Genomic DNA, 18844 nt, shown 5'->3' with positions numbered 1-18844 from the left:
CCTCCTCCAAGTGCATCAGGTGCCCGCCGCGGCTGAGCTTGACATCACGCTTGAGAGGCGACGACGCGAGCGCGTCGAATAGCCAACGCCCGTCGGCATCGGTGCACATGCTGTCCCACTCGCCCCGGATGATACCGACCGGCGCCCGAATCAGACCAGGGTCGTAGGCAAGCCTGCCTGCCCAAGCGCCGTAGATGTCCTGGAATGGACCGAGCGGAACCCTGACCGCCGGCGGCGTCCGCATACGGCTTTCAGGATCGCAGTCCAGGTAGCGCTGACCCCACTCATGAAAGTGCCGTTCCAGCAGCACGGGGGGCTCGCCTTTCGGTGTGTCCGCGGTGAAGCGGTGCCATTGGTCCTGTAAGGTCACCAACTTCCAAGCGGGCAGGCGTGGAGCGCTCGCCGTACTGTGGCGCTAAGTGATCGGCGCGAAAAACACGGGGCGGCCCACCAGCTCCGGGCAGCGCCCAGCGAAGTGCCCGACAGCCATCGTGCCCCAAGAGTGAGCGATAATTGAGATGCGCTCGTTCACACCGTAGCGGCCAGCAATGAAGCGCGCGGCTACCTCGACTTGCCGGCTAGCATCCTCGGTCCGGCCTAGCGGTGGGTGGCGCTCGGCCGGCTCCGCCATCTCGGGATACCGGTCGGAAAGTATGCCGAAACCGTGGAAGTCCTCCGCCGCATCGATCCTCGCCAAGCTCAACCGACTGCCTGAACCAGCCGAATGAGTCAGAACACTAGATGATTTTATTCTGTTTATCAGTGCATTATGGAGTCTTCTGGGATGCGCTTGGATGGCTCCGGAAGGGCCAAAATCATTCCCACTCGATCGTGCCGGGGGGTTTGCTGGTGATGTCGTAGGTGACGCGGTTGATGCCGCGCACCTCGCCGACGATGCGCCCGGCGACGCGCGAAAGAAAGGCAGGATCGAAGGGATAGACATCGGCGGTCATGCCATCGGTCGAGGTCACGGCGCGGAGGGCGCAGGCGAAATCATAGGATCTCCCATCCCCCATGACGCCGACGCTGCGCACCGGCAGCAGCACCGCGAAGGCCTGCCAGATCGCTTCATAAAGGCCGGCGGCGCGGATTTCCTCGAGGAATATGGCGTCGGCCTGGCGCAGGATCGCGAGTTTTTCGGCGCTGATGGCGCCGGGGATGCGGATCGCAAGCCCAGGCCCGGGGAAGGGGTGGCGGCCGATGATCTCATCTGGCAGGCCAAGCTCGCGCCCGAGCGCCCGCACCTCGTCCTTGAACAATTCCCTGAGCGGTTCAACCAGCTTGAGCCGCATCCGCTCCGGCAGGCCGCCGACATTATGGTGCGATTTGATGGTGACGCTGGGGCCGCCGATGAAGCTCACGCTCTCGATGACGTCGGGATACAGCGTCCCTTGCGCGAGATATTCGGCGCCGCCGAGTTTGCCCGCCTCCTCCTCGAACACGTCGATGAATAGGCGGCCGATGGTTTTGCGCTTCCGCTCGGGGTCTTCGACGCCCTCTAGGGCGGCGAGGAACAGCGCCGAGGCGTCGCGATCGATAAGCGGGATCGCGAGACGGTCGCGGAAGGTCCGCACCACTGCCTCCGCCTCGCCAGCGCGGAGCAGGCCATGATCGACGAAGATGCAGGTCAATTGATCGCCGATCGCGGCATGGATGAGAGCGGCTGCGACCGCCGAATCGACCCCGCCCGAGAGGCCGCAGATCACCCGCGCGGGGCCGATCTCGGCGCGCAGCCGCTCGATCGCCTGATCGCGGAACCCGGCCATCGACCAGTCGCCACGGCAGCCGGCGACGGCATGGGTGAAGTTTTTGAGGAGGGCCGCGCCGTGCGGCGTATGGATGACTTCGGGGTGGAACTGCACGCCGTAAAAGCGGCGCTCGTCGTCGGCGATGGCGGCAAAGGGGGCGCCGTCGCTGGTCGCGACGGCGCGGAAGCCGGGCGGCAGACGCACCACGCGGTCGCCATGGCTCATCCACACCTGCTCGCGCTCGCCGCGCCGCCAGACCCCGGCGAAAAGCGCACAATCGCCGACGACATCGACGAAGGCGCGGCCGAATTCGCGATGGTCACTGCCTGCGACCGCGCCGCCGAGTTGGGCGCACATCGTCTGTTCGCCATAGCAAATCCCGAGCACCGGCACACCGGCGCTGAAGACGATGTCTGGCGCCCGCGGCGCCGCCCCCTCGGTGACGCTCGCCGGGCCACCGGAGAGGATAAAACCGCGCGCGCCGAAGGCGGCGATTCGCGCCGGGTCCGCATTATAAGGCCAGATTTCGCAGTAGACGCCGCTTTCGCGCACCCGCCGGGCGATGAGTTGCGTCACCTGGCTGCCGAAATCGAGGATCAAAATCCGGTCGGAGGCGGGGGAAATGGGCTGCACAGCGCGCCTTTCGCTCACGAAGCACCCTCGGCAAGCGGCGGGCGCGTCGGGTTGGTCAGGCGCTGTCTTTGCCGCAGTGGCCATCCGGAGGCAAGCCGCTTAAAAGCCGCCGCGGCGGGCCCGGCCGGTCCGGTTCGGGGCAGTCCTTGACACCGAGAGAGACCGGCTCCTAGCCTCGAGACAGCGAGGAAGCGAGAGGAACGGACAAGATCGTGAGCATTAAAGGCAAGGCCTATATCGTCGGTGCCTATGAACATCCGACGCGCAAAGCACCCGATAAATCCCTGGCCCAGCTTCACGCCGAAGTGGCGCTCGGCGCGCTCGCCGATGCCGGGCTCGGCAAGGAGGACGTGGACGGGTATTTTTGCGCCGGCGACGCCCCTGGCATGGGGCCGCTCTCGATGGTTGATTATCTCAATCTTCGTGTCCGCCATGTCGATTCGACCGATACCGGCGGCTCCTCCTATCTCATCCATGTCGCCCACGCCGCCGAGGCGATTGCGCTCGGGAAATGTCGGGTGGCGCTGATCACGCTCGCCGGGCGGCCGCGGAGCGAAGGCATGGCGACCGGCACCGCGCCGCGCGCCGGCAACCCCGCTATCCCGGAAATCCAATTCGAATACCCGTATGCGCCGACGGTTGCGAATATGTATGCGATGTGCGCGATGCGGCACATGTATCAGTTCGGCACCACCAGCGAGCAGCTCGCCTGGATCAAGGTCGCCGCCTCCCATCACGCCCAGCACAACCCGCACGCGCTCTTGCGCGAGGTGGTGACGGTCGAGGAGGTGCTCGCCTCGCCGATGATCGCCGATCCGCTGCATCGGCTCGATTGCTGCGTCATCACCGATGGCGGCGGGGCGCTGATCGTCGCCCATCCCGATGTCGCGAAAAGCCTGAAGCGGCCGCGGGTTAAGATTCTCGGCGTCGGTGAGGCGGTGAAGGGGCAGTTCGGCGGCGAGGTCGATCTCACCTTCTCCGGCGCCGCCTGGTCGGGTCCACGCGCCTTCGCCGAGGCCGGGGTCAAACCTGGCGACATCCAATATGCCTCGATTTATGATAGCTTTACCATCACCGTCCTCATGCAAATCGAGGATCTCGGCTTTTGCGAGAAGGGGAGCGGCGGGCGCTTCGTTGCCGACGGCAATCTGATTTCGGGGGTCGGGAAATTGCCGTTCAACACCGATGGCGGCGGGCTTTGCAACAACCATCCCGCCAATCGCGGCGGCATGACCAAAGTGATCGAAGCGGTGCGGCAATTGCGCGGCGAGGCGCATCCGGCGGTGCAGGTGAAGGATTGCGCCCTGGCGCTGGCGCATGGGACTGGCGGCTCGCTCGGGCTGCGGCACGGAAGCGCGACGCTGATTTTGGAACGGGAGTGAGGAAGAGACGATGGCGATGAGCACACGACGCAAAATCCCCGCGCCTGAAGCGAATCCTGAGACCGCGGCCTATTGGCAGGCGGCGGCTTCGGGAAAGCTCGTCATCCGCGAATGCGGCCATTGCGGCAAGCTGCATCATTATCCGCGCGCACTCTGCCCGTTCTGCTTCAAGCCCGCCACCGGCTGGCGGGAGGTTTCGGGACGCGGCAAAATCTATGCCTACAGCGTGATGCGTCGCGCCGAAACCCCCTACGCCATCGCCTATGTCACCCTCGAGGAAGGCGTCACCATGCTCACCAACCTGATCGATTGCGATTTCGACGGCTTGCAGATCGGCCAGGCGGTGAAGCTGGTGTTTCAGGAAAGCGAAGGCGGTCCGCTCGTGCCGATGTTCAGCCCCGTATGACGCAAAGGGCCGGCGGCGCTTGCAGTCGCCGAGATCATCGCTTAATCAACCAAAGACGCGGTCCCGTTCGTCTAGAGGCCTAGGACACCGCCCTCTCACGGCGGTAACAGGGGTTCGAATCCCCTACGGGACGCCATTTCGGTGTAAAACTGCGAACGCCAAACGCCGCCGATTTCCCACCGCCGGCCTCGGCCCGCTCGGCGTCGGCGCGGGCTCGGTCGCGGACCGTGCTCAGCTCGGCGATGCGATCCTTCAGCATCGGATCGGCCAAGTCAGCGACGCCGCCCTCGATGGCATCATAGAGGCGCTTGAGCCTAGCCTCCGCCTCGGCTGCCCGCCAGCGTAGCTCGGTGACATGACCGGTCCGTCGCATGGCCCATTCCTCCCGACGATGCGGCACTGCGGCGAGGATGTCCTCCGGCCGTTCGGGGGCGAGGAGCCGCCACCCCAGATGGTCGGCAACCAGGTTGTCGAGCTTTTCCATCGGCACCGTCCGGCTCCGGCAGTCGGTCCCGCCCTGCCGGCCTTGGTCGAGCAGGTGTAGTAGCGATACCGCCCCCCTCGTCTCCCGCACCCGTCGGTGCGGGAGACGTGCCAAAAAACGTCAGGCGGTCGCGTGGCTCGCGCCGCGTTGGGCGAAGCGGTGGTCGAGGCTGAGAGCGCCGGCGCCGAAAGCGACGAGGTGCAATAGCCCGCCAGCGATGGCGAGGTTTTTCAAGAAATTGATCTGCTGGCCATGGTCGGCGAAATTATTGTGAAAGGCGAGGGCAGTGACCACGGAAAACAGCGCCATGATGGCGGCAACCGCCCGCGTCTGCCAGCCGAGCACCAGGAGGATGCTGCCACCGACCTCGATCAACACGGCGACGATATAAGCGGCCATCGGCAGCGGCAGCCCGCCGGAGGCGATATATTGCATGGTCCCGGACGGATTCTCGATCTTGCCGATGCCGGCGAGAATGAACAGGACGGCGATCAGAATGCGCCCGATGAGATCGACGCTTTGCTGCATGGTGGTTCTCCCGTTAGCGCGGCGTGGCCGCGCGGATTGTCGCGATGGCGTGAGGATAGTCGGTCATTAATTCAATGTCGAACGAATTTTCATGCGCTCCCTCCGCTCTGCGGACGGCGGGGATCGAACCCGCACTTCCGAAACGGAAAGCAGATTTTAAGTCTGCTGCGTCTACCTGTTCCGCCACGTCCGCATGAGAAGATCCTTATCCCTCGCAGAGCCCGCGGGCGATTTCAAGCGCGCGTTGGAGCAGCGTTTCATTCGCCTCGGGCGTGAGAAACCCGCTATGGGCGGAAAGCGTGACATTGGCGAGGCGCGTGAGCGGGTGGTCTGCCGGCAGCGGCTCGGTCGCGAAGACATCGAGCGCGGCATGGCCGATATGCCCGCCCTCGAGCCCGGCGATCAGCGCCGCCTCGTCAACCAGCGCGCCGCGCGCGGTGTTGACCAGAATAACGCCCGGGCGGAGCCGCGCGAGGCGCCCGGCATCGAGAAATCCCCGCGTTTCGTCAGTGAGCAGGAGATGAAGCGAAACGACATCGCTTTCGGCGAGCAGCGTGTCGAGGCCGACGAAGCTGACCCCGGCCGCGGTTTTCGGGCTCCGGTTCCACGCAAGCACCCGCATGCCCGATCCCGTCGCGATTCGTGCGACCTCGGCGGCGATTCCACCAAAGCCGATCAGGCCGAGCGTCTTGCCGGTGAGCTGCACCCCTGGAATGCGCGGCCAGCCGCCGGCGCGGACGCCACGATCCATCGCCGCGATCCCGCGCGCTGCCGCCCACATCAACGCGATGCTATGCTCGGCAACCGCGGTGTCGCCATAGCCCTTGATGGTGTGGACGGTGATGCCGAGGGCGGCGAGTTCCTCGGGGTTCATATAGCTCCGCGCGCCGGTGCCAAGAAAAATGACATGGCGGAGCGCGGGGCAGGCGGCGAGTGCTGCCGTCGGGAGGGCGGAGTGGTCATCGAGCACGAAATCATAGCCGGCGAGCAGGCGTGGCAGATCTTCGGGCGCGATGCGGGCGGCGCGGTTGACGGTAACCGCCGGGTCGCCGGAGCGTTGGAGGCGCGCGAAAATCGCCGCCATGGTGTCGTCCGCATCGAGAAAAAGACCGCGCATGAAGCTGCCCCCGGTTGATCATCGCCTGGATCCGGCCACTCTGCGGAAATCGGTGGAGGCGGGCAAGCCGCGCCGGCGCCGCGCGCGTTGGCTCGCGCGTGCGATCATCGTCTTGGTCTGGGGCGGGCTCGCGCTCGGCCTCGTCGGGTTGTGGCTGATCTATGATCTGCCACGCCCCGAAGACGCCGCCACCCTCCGTCGGCCGAGCCTCACGCTCGAGGACCGCGCCGGTCACGTGATTGCGCGCTATGGCGATATCGTCGGCGCGACGGTGCATCTCGCTGATCTGCCGCCTTATCTTCCGGCGGCGGTGGTCGCGGTCGAGGATCGGCGGTTTTTCAGCCATGGCGCGCTCGATCTATGGGGGATGGCGCGGGCCGCGTTCATCGATCTCACCGCCGGGCGGATCGTCCAGGGCGGCTCGACGCTCGAGCAGCAGGTCGCGAAAACCCTCTTTCTCAGCAACCGGCGGACATTCCGCCGCAAAATCCAGGAGGCCATTTTATCCTTCTGGCTTTACGATCATTTTTCTCGCACCGAGATCCTCGAGATCTGGCTCAACCGGGTCTATCTCGGGGCCGGGGCGTTCGGGGTGGACGCTGCTGCGAGGGTCTATTTCGGCATTCCGGCGCGCCGGGTTTCGCTGTGGCAGGCGGCGATGATCGCCGGGCTGCCGCGCGCGCCGGCACGCTTCAACCCTCGCGCCGACCCCGCCGCCGCGATCGCCCGCACCCGCCAAGTGCTGGCGGCGATGCGCGAGGGCGGGGTCATTACCGAGGCCGCCGAAAACGCCGCCGTTGCCGCGATCGCATTGCCACCGCTTCCGGGCGGCGGCTGGTTCGCTGATTGGGCGGCCGAGCAGGCTGAACCCGGTCTCCCGCCCGGTGAGGACATGACGCTGCGCACATCGCTCGATTCCCGCCTGCAAGCGCTGGCCGAGGTTCGGCTCAAGGCGCTGCTCGACGGCCCCGGCGCCAGCGCCGGGGTGAGCGAGGGTGCGGTGGTCGCGCTCGATGCTGCGACCGGCGCGGTTCGCGCCATGGTCGGCGGGCGGGCCGAAAGCGGCGGCGGCTTTAACCGCGCCGTCGCCGCGCGGCGCCAGCCGGGCTCGGCGTTCAAGCCCTTCATCTGGCTCGCCGCCCTGACGCGAGGCGAAACGCCGGCGAGCCTGGTCGAGGATGCGCCGATCAGGATCGGCAACTGGGCGCCGCATGATCTCGAGCATCGCTATCTCGGCACAATCACGCTCACCACCGCGCTCGCGCAATCCTCGAACACCGCCGCTGTGCGGCTTTTGCTCCGCAGTGGCGGACCGCGCACGGTGATCGCGCTTGCCCGAAAGCTTGGCATCAACGATCCCCTGCCGGATGACGCTTCGCTCGCCCTCGGCACCGCCTCTGTCGGGCTTCTCGAATTGACCGCGAGCTACGCGCCGTTTTTCAACGGTGGCAATGCCGTCCGGCCAAAGTTTCTCGAAGCCGGGCCCGCCACCCGAATCCCAGTGATCACGCCAGCGGAGGCGGCGATGATGAGAACCATGCTCGCCGCCGTGGTCAGCGACGGTACTGGCCGCGCCGCCGCCATCCCGGGCGAAAGCGTCGCCGGCAAAACCGGCACCTCCCAGGCGTATCGCGATGCCTGGTTCATCGGCGCGGTTCGCGGCACGCTGATCGGCGTCTGGTTCGGCAATGACGATGCGAGCCCAACCAAGGGCGTCACCGGCGGCAGCCTACCGGCACGTTTGTTCCATGACCTCGCCGTGATCGTCGCGCGGGAGTGACGGAAAGGGCGAAGGGAAATTCTAACGTCGCGCGGCGCCTATCAGGGCGGCGCCGAATAAAGCCGCGGCGGTGGTTGCAACGATGATCAGAAAGCGCAGCCGCCACGCCGCGGCTTCCGCCTCGGCGGTCATCGTCTGGCGCAGCGCCGCGCGCAGCGCGGCGGCGCGCGCCGGAAGATCGCCCGCGCGGTTGACGGCGGCGGTCGCGGCGCCGCCGAATCGCGCCTCGTCATTTTTCCCGAGCGCTGCCGCCATGGCATCGATGTCGGCGGTACGGCCGGCGGCGAGTGCGTCATCGACCATCGCCTCTTCATGCAGAGCGCGGGCAAGCGGCAACGGCGCGGCATAGGTCGCGAGAATGCCGGTAAGGCCGACGACGACGAAAGCCATCGCGAGAAAAGCGATCAGGCTCCCGCCCCGCCGCGCCGGGGGCGGGCTCATGCGTAACGCCGCAACAACGCGACCAACCGCCCTTGCAGGCGCACCCGCTCGGCGGGAAAAATCCGCGTCTCGTGGCGAGCGTTGGCGGGCTCCAGGGCGATCGAATTGCCACGCCGGCGAAGCCGTTTCAGCGTCACCTCGCTCTCGTCGATCAGGGCGACGACGATTTGGCCGTTTTCCGCGCCCTCGCCACGACGGATGATCGCGGTATCGCCATCGAGGATGCCGGCATCGATCATCGAATCGCCGGCGACTTCCAACGCATAATGTTCCCCATTGCCGAGCAGCGCCACCGGCACCTCGATCAATGTGCCATGATCACGCAGTGCCTCGATCGGCAGACCGGCGGCGATACGGCCATAGAGCGGCAATTGCACCGCGCTCGCCGCGGAGGCGGCGCGCACGCCCTGGAGCCGGGCGGAGAAGTCGCCGCGGATGACATTGGGGGCGAAACTGGCGGGGGGAGAGAGCCCGGATGGCGAAGCCACACCAGCGGCTGCCGAGGAGACACTCGCGACGTCATGGCCCGGCCCGCTCGCGGCGGCGATGTCCTCGGGCAGGCGCAGCACTTCGAGGGCGCGGGCGCGGTGATGGCGGCGGCGCAGAAACCCGCGTTCCTCCAGCGCCAAAATCAGGCGATGGACGCCGGATTTGGATTTGAGCCCGAGTGCCTCTTTCATCTCCTCGAAGCTCGGCGAGAAGCCAGTGCTGCGAAGATGCTGATCGATGACGGTCAGAAGCTGGTATTGCTTGCGGGTCAGCATGCGAGCCTTTTCTGTCTTGTTTTATCTCGCCCCAAAGACACCGGCCGCTGCCCCAAGCCACCCAGGCCGTGTCGAGCGAGAGGAAACGCCGTTAGGGACTCCAGGATTTCTGATCAGTGTTCTATATTAGTTCTTGTTCGCCCGTCAAGCGCGCGCGAGCGGCATTCCCGCGAGAGGGATCCTCACGGTTTCGCAGGAGGGGCTGCCGGGAGGAGGCCGAGCACGTTATAAAGCCGGATGCTCGGCGGCCAGCGCCGCATCACCGTCTCGCGATGGTGGGCGGCGGCATAGCCGGCATAAACGATGATTGCGAGGCTCGCCGCCCAGCCGAGCCAGATCGCGGTGCCGGGCCGGCGGCGTGGTGGCTTCGCGGGGGGTGTGATCCTCCGCTCGGCGGCCGCGACCCGCGGCGCCTCGGGAATGCGGACGGCGGATTCGGGCGCTACCACGGCGGTTACCGCGGGTGTCGCCTCCGGCTCGGGCGGCGGTGGCGTGGTATCGGCGCTCGGCTCCCATTCATGGCCGCAACGCGCGCAACGCGCCCGCCGGCCGGGCACGAGCAGCGTGTCCGGAACCTCATAAGCCGCGGCACAGGCGGGACAAGTGATGTGCATGAATGTCTCGAGAAGTTACTTTGCCGTCCCGGCTCGGCTCTGGCAATGCCCCGGGGAAGGGAATGGGACAATGCGCGACGAGGTTTGCACCCTCTTTCCTGGCTTGGCAAAAGGATAGGGAACAACAACGCGATTCGGGATGATTAGATTTCACGAAGTCGGACTTTCCTATGGCGAAGGCGCCGGCGGCGGCCGGGCGGGGCTGGTTTTGCGCGATATCAGCTTTAGCGTCGCGGCGGGCGGGTTTCGCTGGCTGCTTGGCCCCTCCGGCGCTGGCAAAACCAGTCTTCTCCGCCTGCTGACGCTCGCGGCGCGGCCGAGCCAGGGTGAGGCGGTCATTCTCGGTCACCCCATCCATACCGCCGCGCGCCGCGATCTTGCCGCGCTCCGCCGCCAGATCGGCGTTGTATTCCAGGATTTCCGGCTGCTCAGCCATCTTTCGGTGTTCGATAACGTCGCCTTGCCGCTCCGCCTCGCGGGGCGACCGGAGGGGCAAATCCGCGCCGATGTTTCGGAAATGCTGCGGTGGGTTGGGCTCGCCGGCCATCTCGCGGCGCTGCCGCCGACGCTTTCGGGCGGCGAGCAGCAGCGCGTCGCCATCGCCCGCGCGGTGATCAATCGCCCGAGCCTCATTCTCGCTGACGAGCCGACCGGCAATCTCGACGAAGCCCAGGCGGAACGGCTCATGCAGTTGCTCGGGGAGTTGAACCGGCTTGGCGCCAGCGTCATCGTCGCGACCCACCAGACCGCGCTGGTCGCGCGTTATCCGGCGCCGGCGCTGCGGCTCGACCAGGGGCGGCTGGTCGGCGATGCGTAGGGAGCACGCGCGGCTGCGCCCGGCGCGGTTCGACGAACTTGGCTTGAAACGCGCTTTCGCGCCGCGTTTGCTGCCGCTCTTGGTCGCGGCGGTGGCGTTGCTCGCGGCGCTGGCGCTCGCTGGGATGCTTGCCGCCGCCGGCCTTGCCCGGCATTGGCGCGAAGGGGCGGGCGCCAGCTTGACCATTCAGGTGCCCGCACCTCAGGCGCCGGCCGCCGCTGGCGCGGCGAGCCGGGCGGACGCGGTTCTCGCTTTGCTCCGTGCCGATCCAGGAATTATCGCGGCGCGGCGGCTGAGTGATGCCGAACTCGAGGCGCTGCTGCGCCCCTGGCTGGGCGCAACACCTGGCGCGCTCGGTCTTGCGGTGCCGGCGGTGATCACTGTCCGCCGTGTCGCCGGCGCTGCCCCGGTCGCCGAGGAGACGTTGGCGGCGCAGCTTACGCCGGTCGCGCCGGGGACACTGGTTGAAGCCGCGGGACCGTGGTTTTCCCGTCTAACCGCGTTAGCCCGCAGCTTAGAGGCGCTGGCGGCGCTGGCGCTGCTCATCGTCGGGATGATCGCCGCCCTGGTGATCGCGATCGCAACCCGCGCGAGCTTGGCCGCGCGGCGAGAGGCGCTGGAAATCGTCCACGGGCTGGGTGCCAGCGACTCCTATATCGCCAACCGGTTCGCCGCCCGCGCCGCGTGGCTCGCGGCGCTTGGCGGGGGGCTCGGCACGCTCGCGGCGCTGCCAGCGCTGGCGTTGCTCGGGCGGGTCGCAGCCCCGTTTGCGGGGCTTATCGCGCCCGGCAAGGACGCCGCGAGCGGCGCGGCGGCGGGGTTGGCCCGTGGCATCCTGCCGCTCGCCGCGCCCTGGCTCGCTCTGCTGCCGCTGGCCGCGGCGGCGATCGGCTGGCTCACAGCGCAGGGGACGGTGCGGCGATGGCTCCGCCGTCTACCGTGACCGGCATGAGATGGGCCGCCCCGTGGCGCAGCGTCCTTTTGGTCACGCTGATTGCCGCCGGTGTTTGGTTCGGTGGATTCCTTTGCTTCGTCTCGGTGACCGAGACGCCCCCCCCGCCCGATCTGCCGCCCGCCGACGGGATCGTCGTCCTCACCGGCGGGGCGGATCGGATCGCCGACGGCCTGCGTTTGCTCGCTGCGGGCAAAGGGCGGGAATTGCTGGTTTCGGGGGTGGCTTCGAAGCTCGATCTCGCCGAGATGGCGCGCCGCGCCGGGCTCGACCCGGCACCGCTCGGCGGCCATGTTACACTTGGCCGGGCGGCGCTGACGACCCGCGGCAACGCCGCCGAGGCGGCGCTGTGGGCGCGGCAAAACGGCTTTCATTCGCTGATCCTGGTCACCGCGACCTATCACATGCCGCGCGCCCGCGCCGAGTTTGCCCGCGCCATGCCCGATGTCACGCTTTACGCCGCCGCCGTGGTGCCGCCGGCGATGCGCGGCCCCTGGCAATGGACGACGCTCAAGCTGCTCGCCGTCGAATACAGCAAGTTTCTGGTCGTCGCCTCCGGCCTCTCGGCGGTGTTGCCGGGCAACGACTGGGGCCACGAGTGAGGGAGATCAGCGGGGGATGATGTTTCTGCGCTCGGCGCTGTTCAATCTCTATTTCTTCCTGCTCACCTTCGTGCTTGGGATCGGCGGACTTGGCGTGCGCTGGTTCGCGCGCCGCCGGGCGCTCGCTTACGCGCAATTCTGGGCGCGACTGCTGCTCGGCGGCTTGCGCCGGATTTGCGGCATCTATCCGGTGTTGATCGGTTTTGAGTATTTGCCGCCGGCGGGGCCGGTATTGCTCGCCTCCCAGCACCAATCGGCCTATGACACGCTGGTCTGGCTCACGCTGCTCGCCCATCCGACCTACGTGATGAAGCGGGAACTCAAGAAAATTCCACTGTTCGGGCCGCTCACGCCGCTGGCTGGGATGATTTTGGTCGATCGCGCTGGCGGTGCCGCGGCGCTGCGTGGCCTTCTCGCCGAGACCAGGCGGGCGGTGGCGGAGGGACGCCAGATCGTGATTTTTCCTGAGGGAACGCGCACCCTCCCTGGCGAGCGGCGGGCCTTGCAGCCCGGGGTCGCGGCGATGGCAGCGGCCGTGAAATTGCCGGTGGTGCCGGTTGCGACCGATTCCGGTCTTCGTTGGGGAAAAGACGCGTTTTTCAAGCGCCCGGGACCGATCCATCTCGTCGTCTGCCCGCCGCTGCCGGCCGGCCTGCCGCGCGAGGCGCTGCTTGCCGGCCTCCAAGCGGCTTGGGATGCGGCGCCGCTTCCGCGCGCCGGCGCGAGGTGTGGGTAACTCTGTGGGAGGATCGACGGAAAGCTCCGATGTCACACCAATGTCAAAATTCAGTAATTTGAAAAATCAGACATTTTCGTTAACTTCGCGCTGCCCGGGTGGCCGTTCGCGAGATGGGGATAATTGGCTGGCGGCACGTGCTGATCGGCCCCTCAGTGCGCGAGCGATCGCCCGCGCGTTTCCGGCAGTGTGAAGGCGGCGAGGAAAAAGACCGCGTAGGCGACGGTTGCGAACACCGCGATGGCATCGGCAAGAGGAATGATCTCCGCGAGATAGCCAACCAGAGTCGGGAACAGGGCGCCGACCCCGCGCCCGAAATTATAGCAGAATCCTTGTCCTGAACCGCGCATCGCGGTCGGAAACAGCTCGCTCAGAAATGGACCGAAGCCGGAAAAGTAGCCTGACGCAAAAAACCCGAGTGGAAACCCGAGCACCAGCATCGCCTGGTTCGGGATCGGGAGCTGGGTATAAGCGAGCACGAGGACGATCGCGGCCGATGAGAAGACGAGAAACAGCATTCGCCGCCCGATCCGATCGGCGAGCCAGGCGCCAATGAGGTAGCCTGCGAAACTGCCGGCGATCAGTGTCGCGAGATAGCCGGTCGAGCCGATCACGCTGAGGCCGCGGCTGGTTTTGAGAAAGGTTGGAAGCCATGTGGTAATGGCGTAATAGCCGCCTTGCGCGCCGGTCGAAGCGAGGGCGGCGAGCAGGGTGGTGGCCAGGATGTCAGGCGCGAAAATGCGCACGAGAGTGGGATGCGGCTCGCCCTTGGCAAGGCGCTGCCGACGGTTGGCTGCCGCAAGCTCCGGTTCGGCGACGTGGCGGCGGATGTAAAGCGTGAGCAGCGCTGGTGCGACACCGAGCGCGAACATCGCCCGCCAGGCGAGCGCTGGCGACACTGTGGAAAACAGCACCGCTTGGGCCAGCACCGCGCCCGCCCATCCCAGCGCCCAGCCCGCTTGAACCGAGCCCACGGCGCGGCCGCGAAAGGCCGGGCGGATCACTTCCCCCATCAAGACCGCGCCGACCGCCCATTCACCGCCGAAGCCGAATCCGAGCAGCGTGCGAAAGAGCAGTAACTGATTGAAACTCTGCGCGAAGGCGGAAAGTAGGCTGAACAGCGAAAACCACAGGATGGTGAGCTGGAGCGTGCGCACCCGGCCGATGCGGTCAGAGAGAAATCCGGCGAGCCAGCCGCCGATGGCGGAGGCAAGCAAGGTTACGGTTGCCGCAAGCCCAGCGCGGCCGCCGCCGACCTGCCAGAGCCGCATGATCGAGCCCAGCACCAAGGGGTAGATCATGAAATCCATGCCATCGAGTGCCCAGCCGGTGGCGCAGGCGATGAAAGTGCCGCGTTCGGGCGCGGTCATGCTGCGGAAGAAGGCGAGGAGCCCGGTGTCCTCTTGGGAAACAACGGTCGCGGGAATGGCAGGGATTCCTTTCTTGTCAAAAAGACAAAGAAGATTTTTAAAAGGGCAAAAGTCTTTTTGCTTCTTTTTCTTCAGAAAAAGAAGATTCTTTTTTTCTTTTACCTCCTAAAGCGTTGCCGCGGCGCGGGCCGCCTGATTGTAATGGCCGGAGAGCGCGCGCAACAGGGAAGCGAGCGCCGAGAGCGGCGCCTCGCCGGGGCCGGTGTCGGCGAAGCCCTGAACCAGCAGCCGCTCGCGGATCGCGGCGTAGCGCGCGCAGAGCGCTTCACCGGCCGCTGTCGCACGCACCTGCACCTCCTTGCCGGCGCGCTCGCTGATGATGAGGCCGGCTCGGGTCAGTTTGCCGAGCGCGTAGGTGATGAGATGCGGATCCTCGATATCGAGGACGAGGGCGATATCGGCCCGCCGCTTCGGCCGGTCGCGGTGGCGGACGGTGTGCAGGATGAGCACCTCGATCGGTGAGAGGCCGGGCGCGCCGGCGGCGGCGGCGCAGCGGATCATCCAGCGTTGGAAGGCGTGATGGGCGAGGGTGAGGCCGAACTCGACCTCGGAAAGCGCTGGTGAGCCGCCGGCCGCGAGATGGGCGGACGAGACCACGGGATCATGCTGGAGATGTGGGGCAGCCTTGCTCTCGGGCATCGGGCGCTTCCTTTGCGGTAGACGTTGAGAAATCGTTGACGATTTGATGATAATTTGTCAATAATGGGGAGCAAAAAATCCAGAGACGGAGCCGCCATGACCCAAGCCGCCATGCCGCGCGACACATCGCCAGACGTTCCTCTCGCTCCCGGTTGGCAGTTCTGGATCGATCGCGGCGGCACCTTCACCGATATCGTCGCGCGGGCGCCGGACGGGCGCCTCTTTACCCATAAACTGCTCTCGGAAAACCCCACCCGTTATCCCGACGCGGCGATCGCGGGGATCAAGGCGATGCTCGGCCTCGCCGCCGATGCCGCGATCCCGACGGGGGTGATCGCGGCGGTGAAAATGGGCACCACGGTCGCGACCAACGCCCTTCTCGAACGCAAGGGCGAGCGCACCCTCCTCGTCGTCGATCGCGGGTTTGCCGATGCTTTGCGAATCGGCAACCAGGCGCGCCCGCGCCTGTTCGATCTCGCGATCACGCTCCCCAGCCTGCTTTACGAGACGGTGGTGGAGATCGATGGCCGGATCGCTGCCGACGGCGCTGAGATCACGCCGCTCGATGAGGCGCAAGCGCGGGCGGCTTTCGCCGAGGCGCGCGCCCGCGGGCTCGGCGCTTGCGCGATCGTGCGCATGCATGCTTGGAAATATCCCGACCACGAACGGCGGCTCGCCGAACTCGCCCGCGAGGCTGGCTTTGCGCAGGTTTCGGCGAGTTACGCGGTGAGCCCGCTTTTGCGCCTGGTGCCGCGCGGCGATACCACCGTCGTCGATGCCTATCTCTCGCCAATCCTTCGCCGCTATGTCGATCAGGTGGCGGCCGCACTCGCCGGCACACGGCTTTATTTCATGCAGTCTCATGGCGGGCTTGCGGAGGCGCGGCATTTCCAGGGCAAGGATGCGATTCTCTCTGGCCCCGCCGGCGGTATCGTCGGCGCCGCCCGCACCGCCGCCGCGGCAGGGATCACCAGCATCATCGGTTTCGACATGGGCGGCACCTCGACCGATGTCGCGCTTTATGACGGCGCCTTCGAGCGCGCCTTTGAGACCGAGATCGCCGGCGTGCGCATGCGCGCGCCGATGATGGCGATCAACACGGTTGCCGCCGGTGGCGGCTCGATCCTGCATTTCGATGGCGCGCGGCTGCGTGTCGGCCCGGATTCGGCCGGCGCCGTGCCCGGCCCGGCGAGTTACCGCAATGGCGGGCCGCTTACTGTGACCGATGCCAATGTCTGCCTCGGTAAAATCCAGCCGCAGCATTTTCCGGCGATTTTTGGCGCAAACGGCGATCAACCGCTCGATGACCGCCTGGTGCGCGAGAAATTCGTCGCCCTCGCCGCCGAAGTCAGCGCCAAAACCGGCATCGCGCAAACGCCCGAGCGCCTTGCCGAAGGCTTCATCGCCATCGCGGTTGCCAACATGGCCAATGCGATCAAGCAGATTTCGGTGCAAAAGGGCTACGACGTCACCCGCTTCACGCTCGCCTGCTTCGGTGGCGCCGGCGGCCAGCATGCCTGTCTCGTCGCCGATGCCCTCGGGATGGACAAAGTCTTTCTCCACCCTTTCGCCGGCGTGCTCTCGGCCTATGGCATGGGTCTTGCCGATCAGGTGGTGATGCGCGAACAGGCGGTGGAAATGCCGCTCGATGAGACGGCGCTGGCGGCGCTGGCAGCAGAGCTCGATCGGCTCGCGCAATCGGGCATCGCTGCACTCTGCGAACAGGGCGCGAGCCGGGAGACAATCCTCGTCAAGCGTACGGTGCATATCCGCATCGAAAGCACCGAGGCAGCCCTTCCCGTCGCTTTCGGCGCTCTGGCGACGATGATCGCCGATTTCGCCGCAGCCCACAGCGCCCGCTTCGGCTTCGTCCCGCCGCCGGACCGTGCCCTGATCGCCGAACTCGTCGCGATCGAGGCCATCGCCCCCGGCGAAGCGGTGGCGGAAGAGACGCTCGCGCCGCGCACCGCCGGCGCGCCGGTGCCGATCGACGAAGTTGCCTTGTTTAGCCAAGGGGCTGCGCACCGGGCGCCCGTGTTCGAGCGCACGGCGCTTGCCGCCGGTGACCGTCTGTCCGGCCCGGCGCTGATCCGCGAAGCCAACGCGACGACGGTGATCGAACCCGGCTGGCAAGCGGAAATCACCGCGCGCAACCATCTCCTGCTGACGCGGGCGAGCGCGCGCACCACGCGCCACGCCGCCGGCACCGAGCGCGCCGACCCGGTGCTCCTCGAACTCTTCAACAATCTTTTCATGAATGTCGCGGAGCAGACCGGCGCGGTTTTGCAGAACACGTCGCTCAGCGTGAACATCAAGGAGCGGCTCGATTTCTCCTGCGCGATTTTCGATGGCAGCGGCGCTCTGGTTGCCAACGCGCCGCATGTGCCCGTCCATCTCGGCGCGATGGGCGAAAGCGTCCGCACGGTGCTGGCGCGCCGCGCCAAAACCCTGAAGCCGGGTGACGTCATCGCCCTCAACAATCCCTTCAACGGCGGCACCCATCTGCCCGATATCACCGTTATCACCCCGGTGTTTGACGAAAGCGGGCGGGAGATCCGGTTCTTCGTCGGCTCGCGCGGGCATCACGCCGATATTGGCGGCGCAACGCCGGGTTCGACGCCGCCCAACTCGACCACGCTCGAAGAAGAGGGCGTGGTGATCGATGATTTTCTCCTCGTCGCGGGCGGGCATTTCCGCGAGACGGAATTTCGCGACCTTCTCGCCGCGGCGCGCTATCCCGCCCGCAGCCCCGATGTCAACGTCGCCGACATCAAGGCGCAGGTCGCGGCCAATGCCCGCGGCGTGCAGGAATTGCAGCGAGTGATCGCGCACTATGGCTGGGACGTCGTCTCCGCCTATATGCGCCATGTCATGGACAATGCCGAGGAGAGCGTGCGCCGGGTGCTGGCGCGCATCCCCGGCGGGCGTTTCATCTATCAGATGGATCGCGGCGTGCCGCTCGCGGTCGAGGTGCGCGTCGATGCCGCACGGCGCACCGCGATCGTCGATTTCACCGGCACCGGAGCGGAGCAGACGGACGGCAATTTCAATGCCCCGCCAGCGGTGACCCGCGCGGTCGTGCTTTACGTTTTCCGCTGCCTCGTCGGTGACGATATTCCGCTCAACGATGGCTGCCTGAAACCGATCGAGATCGTCATCCCGCCGGGAAGTTTCCTGAGCCCAACGCCCGGCCGCGCCGTCGTCGCCGGCAACACCGAGGTGTCACAAGCGACCTGCAACGCCCTTTTCGGCGCGCTCGGCGTGATTGCCTGCAGCCAGGCGACGATGAATAATTTCCTGTTTGGTGATGCGACATATCAATATTACGAGACGATCTGCGGCGGCACCGGCGCCGGGCCAGATTTCGACGGCACCTCGGCGGTGCAGACCCACATGACCAATACCCGCATGACGGACGCCGAAATCCTCGAACTGCGCTATCCCGTGCTCCTCGAGGAATTTGCGATCCGCCGCGGCTCAGGCGGGCGTGGGCGCCATCGCGGCGGCGACGGCGCGCGGCGGCGCATCCGTTTCCTCGCGCCGATGACAGCAGTCATCGTTGCCTCGCGCCGCGAGGTGGCGCCCTTCGGGTTCGCAGGCGGCGAAGACGGCGCGCCCGGGCGGCAATGGGTCGAGCGCCACGATGGCCGACGCGACATCTTGCGCGGCGTCGATCGCGCCGAACTCGCGCCCGGCGATATTTTCGTGATCGAAACCCCAGGCGGCGGCGGCTTTGGCGCACCAAAAGCGCGGGAGGGGGAGGCTATTTAA

At 66.7% G+C, this 18844-nt stretch carries 17 protein-coding genes and 2 tRNA genes; 9 read left to right on the top strand and 10 right to left on the bottom strand.

Annotated features, from left to right (window positions below; genetic code table 11):
- A partial coding sequence (locus tag ACP5M5_RS12385; RefSeq protein ID WP_427937815.1) for a hypothetical protein occupies positions 1-310 on the bottom strand: 310 nt, incomplete at its 3' end.
- Between the two features lie 505 nt (positions 311-815).
- A complete protein-coding gene (gene guaA, locus ACP5M5_RS12380) occupies positions 816-2381 on the bottom strand; it encodes a glutamine-hydrolyzing GMP synthase (RefSeq protein ID WP_427937814.1) in 1566 nt (521 codons plus the stop codon).
- Positions 2382-2593: 212 nt separating this feature from the next.
- Here guaA and ACP5M5_RS12375 point away from each other — a divergent pair, with 212 nt between their 5' ends.
- The 3 genes from ACP5M5_RS12375 (at position 2594) to ACP5M5_RS12365 (ending at position 4305) form a co-directional block, all read left to right on the top strand.
- On the top strand, positions 2594-3763 hold the full coding sequence (locus ACP5M5_RS12375; protein WP_427937812.1) for a thiolase domain-containing protein: 1170 nt from the start codon (positions 2594-2596) through the stop codon (positions 3761-3763).
- A gap of 16 nt (positions 3764-3779) precedes the next feature.
- Positions 3780-4169, top strand: a complete 390-nt coding sequence (locus ACP5M5_RS12370) for a Zn-ribbon domain-containing OB-fold protein (RefSeq protein ID WP_427937810.1) — start codon at positions 3780-3782, stop codon at positions 4167-4169.
- Between the two features lie 60 nt (positions 4170-4229).
- Positions 4230-4305: transfer RNA gene (locus ACP5M5_RS12365), tRNA-Glu, on the top strand.
- A gap of 468 nt (positions 4306-4773) precedes the next feature.
- Here ACP5M5_RS12365 and ACP5M5_RS12360 read toward each other — a convergent pair.
- From ACP5M5_RS12360 to ACP5M5_RS12350, 3 genes are all read right to left on the bottom strand, one after another.
- On the bottom strand, positions 4774-5181 hold the full coding sequence (locus ACP5M5_RS12360; protein ID WP_427937808.1) for a DoxX family protein: 408 nt from the start codon (positions 5179-5181) through the stop codon (positions 4774-4776).
- Positions 5182-5289: 108 nt separating this feature from the next.
- Positions 5290-5374 (bottom strand) — tRNA-Leu (locus ACP5M5_RS12355).
- Positions 5375-5386: 12 nt separating this feature from the next.
- Positions 5387-6298 carry an NAD(P)-dependent oxidoreductase gene (locus tag ACP5M5_RS12350; RefSeq protein WP_427937806.1) on the bottom strand — a complete coding sequence of 304 codons (912 nt, stop codon included), beginning with the start codon at positions 6296-6298 and terminating at the stop codon, positions 5387-5389.
- Between ACP5M5_RS12350 and ACP5M5_RS12345 the strand changes: the two genes are divergently transcribed.
- Positions 6297-8078, top strand: coding sequence for a transglycosylase domain-containing protein (locus tag ACP5M5_RS12345; protein ID WP_427937804.1), 1782 nt, complete (start codon positions 6297-6299; stop codon positions 8076-8078). The genes ACP5M5_RS12350 and ACP5M5_RS12345 overlap by 2 nt on opposite strands.
- Before the next feature lie 21 nt (positions 8079-8099).
- Here the strand turns inward: ACP5M5_RS12345 and ACP5M5_RS12340 are convergent, their stop codons facing one another.
- The 3 genes from ACP5M5_RS12340 to ACP5M5_RS12330 form a co-directional block, all read right to left on the bottom strand.
- Positions 8100-8519 carry a hypothetical protein gene (locus ACP5M5_RS12340; protein ID WP_427937802.1) on the bottom strand — a complete coding sequence of 140 codons (420 nt, stop codon included), beginning with the start codon at positions 8517-8519 and terminating at the stop codon, positions 8100-8102.
- Positions 8516-9283, bottom strand: a complete 768-nt coding sequence (lexA, locus tag ACP5M5_RS12335) for a transcriptional repressor LexA (RefSeq protein WP_427937801.1) — start codon at positions 9281-9283, stop codon at positions 8516-8518. The genes ACP5M5_RS12340 and lexA overlap by 4 nt, the downstream gene beginning before the upstream one ends.
- Before the next feature lie 182 nt (positions 9284-9465).
- Complete coding sequence (locus tag ACP5M5_RS12330; RefSeq protein WP_427937800.1) at positions 9466-9897, bottom strand: zinc-ribbon domain-containing protein; 432 nt, start codon at positions 9895-9897, stop codon at positions 9466-9468.
- Between the two features lie 139 nt (positions 9898-10036).
- On the opposite strand from ACP5M5_RS12330, the gene ACP5M5_RS12325 reads away from it, so the two are divergent.
- From ACP5M5_RS12325 to ACP5M5_RS12310, 4 genes are read left to right on the top strand one after another with little or no spacing between them, the layout of a single operon-like run.
- The gene (locus ACP5M5_RS12325) at positions 10037-10714 is read left to right on the top strand and encodes a cell division ATP-binding protein FtsE (protein WP_427937799.1); all 678 of its coding nucleotides are present in this window, start codon (positions 10037-10039) and stop codon (positions 10712-10714) included.
- Complete coding sequence (locus tag ACP5M5_RS12320) at positions 10707-11657, top strand: cell division protein FtsX (RefSeq protein WP_427937797.1); 951 nt, start codon at positions 10707-10709, stop codon at positions 11655-11657. Before ACP5M5_RS12325 ends, ACP5M5_RS12320 begins: the two co-directional genes overlap by 8 nt.
- Before the next feature lie 5 nt (positions 11658-11662).
- Complete coding sequence (locus ACP5M5_RS12315; protein ID WP_427937795.1) at positions 11663-12268, top strand: YdcF family protein; 606 nt, start codon at positions 11663-11665, stop codon at positions 12266-12268.
- 16 nt (positions 12269-12284) lie between these two features.
- Entirely contained in the window at positions 12285-13004 is a 720-nt protein-coding gene (locus ACP5M5_RS12310) for a lysophospholipid acyltransferase family protein (RefSeq protein WP_427937793.1), read from the top strand.
- A 152-nt stretch (positions 13005-13156) separates the two neighbouring features.
- Here ACP5M5_RS12310 and ACP5M5_RS12305 read toward each other — a convergent pair whose 3' ends face one another.
- A complete protein-coding gene (locus tag ACP5M5_RS12305; RefSeq protein WP_427937791.1) occupies positions 13157-14374 on the bottom strand; it encodes an MFS transporter in 1218 nt (405 codons plus the stop codon).
- Between the two features lie 165 nt (positions 14375-14539).
- Complete coding sequence (locus ACP5M5_RS12300) at positions 14540-15073, bottom strand: winged helix DNA-binding protein (protein ID WP_427937789.1); 534 nt, start codon at positions 15071-15073, stop codon at positions 14540-14542.
- Positions 15074-15169: 96 nt separating this feature from the next.
- Between ACP5M5_RS12300 and ACP5M5_RS12295 the strand changes: the two genes are divergently transcribed.
- Positions 15170-18844 carry a hydantoinase B/oxoprolinase family protein gene (locus ACP5M5_RS12295; RefSeq protein WP_427937787.1) on the top strand — a complete coding sequence of 1225 codons (3675 nt, stop codon included), beginning with the start codon at positions 15170-15172 and terminating at the stop codon, positions 18842-18844.

The organism is Acidibrevibacterium sp. (assembly GCF_049965395.1).
In the GTDB taxonomy this organism is placed as follows: Bacteria; Pseudomonadota; Alphaproteobacteria; order Acetobacterales; family Acetobacteraceae; genus Acidibrevibacterium; species Acidibrevibacterium fodinaquatile.
Note: the sequence above shows the minus strand (reverse complement) of the source record. Positions and strands in the feature narration are given on the sequence as shown.